Origin of the sequence: Streptococcus sp., from assembly GCF_019414905.1 — a bacterium.
Taxonomy (GTDB): Bacteria; Bacillota; Bacilli; order Lactobacillales; family Streptococcaceae; genus Streptococcus.
In genome coordinates this window covers 1-1,607 of the sequence record NZ_DXLC01000145.1, presented here as the reverse complement: position 1 = coordinate 1,607, position 1,607 = coordinate 1, and the positions used below count along the sequence as shown (strand labels likewise).

Sequence of the window (1,607 nt, the reverse complement as noted above, 5' to 3'; positions counted from 1 at the left end):
GTCCTTTCTCGAGCTTAGCTTTTCATCAACCCACTACAGTTGACAAAGAGCCAAATTTTTTTGCTCTACTTTAACTAGATGAAAAAAAGAGCTAGCCTCAGCTAACTCTTATCCTATGCGGAGAGAGGGACTTGAACCCTCACGACCTAAAGCGGTCACAGGATCCTTAGTCCTGCGCGTCTGCCAATTCCGCCATCCCCGCGTCGATTACTTTACTAGTATATCAACTTTTGGGATTCTTGTCAACACTTTTTTTCAAATTTTTTCATTTCATCAACCAAATTACTCTGAAATTTCATTTAGATTTTCATCTACCAACTTAGCTCCAAGTGTATTTTTGAAATGACCTAGGGCAAATTGGTGATTTTCAGGCCAGATGGAAGCAACAGCTGGTTTAACAATCTCGATGTCATATCCTAGATTATAGGCATCTATAGCTGTATGCAGGACACAGATATCCGTCAAGACACCTGTTAAGATAACGGTAGACACTCTCCGCTCTCTCAAACGGATATCCAGGTCAGTCCCTGAAAAAGCAGAGTAATGGCGTTTATCCATCCAAAAGACACGACTGTCTGAACCATGCTCTTGATAAAAGGTCCCCAAATCTCCGTATAAATTCCGTCCACTAGTCCCAATCAAATTATGAGGAGGAAATAGTTTACTTTCTGGATGAAAACAATCGTTTTCTTCATGAGCATCGATGGTAAAGAAGATGTAATCTCCTCGTTCAAAAGCTAATCGAGTTACCTTGCTGATGGCATCCGAAATCGCCTGAGCTGGAGCACCTGCTGTCAATTTTCCACTATCAGCAACAAAATCTTCTGTATAATCAATCGAAATTAAAGCCTTAGTCATTAGTAATCTCTTTTCTTCACTTCTTCAAAAATATCTGAAATCAAGACCTTAAGATAGGTTCCCTTCATTCCAAGTGAGCGACTTTCAATAATCCCTGCAGACTCAAGTTTACGAAGGGCATTGACAATCACAGAGCGAGTGATTCCAATACGATCTGCAATCACTGACGCAGTCAACTGCCCTTCATTTCCATTTAATTCCCCTAAAATTGCTGAAACAGCACGGAGTTCAGAGTAAGAAAGGGTATTAACCGCCATGGTAACAGCAGTACGGCGGCGGATATTTTTCTCATCTTCTTCACGCTGGAAATTAAGGAGTTGAATTCCAACAACGGTACTCGCAATCTCAACAAGAATCAAGTCCTCGTCTTCGAATTTTTTATCATTGCGCCAAATAATCAAAGAACCAAGTCGAATCCCTGATACATGAATCGGTGCAATAGTCGTCAAGCCATCAGGAAAATCAGCACGACTTTCCACAGGGAAAATACTCAAATCATGATCAACTGTCAGATTGGCTTCTGTATCGTAGATCATGTTCGCGCCTTGAATGTAGTCATCCGGGAAAATCTTAGTTTGGAAGAATTGCTCTACACGATCTGTATTGGTTTTGTAACGCATAAAATAGCCAAGGAGACGTCCCTTGCTATTAACGATACAGGCATTACAGTCAATAATATCTGCCAATTGACGGGTAATTGCATTGTAGGGAAGCTCTTCCTGCAACTGCTCCTCTGAGCGCTTCAGGAT

Annotated in this window: 2 protein-coding genes and 1 tRNA gene; all 3 read right to left on the bottom strand. The window is 41.3% G+C overall.

Features of this window, described 5'->3' with window-relative positions:
* Positions 1-116: 116 nt before the first annotated feature.
* Positions 117-202: transfer RNA gene (locus QZ359_RS04520), tRNA-Leu, on the bottom strand.
* 80 nt (positions 203-282) lie between these two features.
* Positions 283-858 carry an isochorismatase family cysteine hydrolase gene (locus tag QZ359_RS04515; protein ID WP_070526965.1) on the bottom strand — a complete coding sequence of 192 codons (576 nt, stop codon included), beginning with the start codon at positions 856-858 and terminating at the stop codon, positions 283-285.
* Positions 858-1,607: GTP-sensing pleiotropic transcriptional regulator CodY (codY, locus tag QZ359_RS04510; protein ID WP_293963274.1), on the bottom strand; the 750-nt coding region annotated here is incomplete at its 5' end. The genes QZ359_RS04515 and codY, both read right to left, overlap by 1 nt.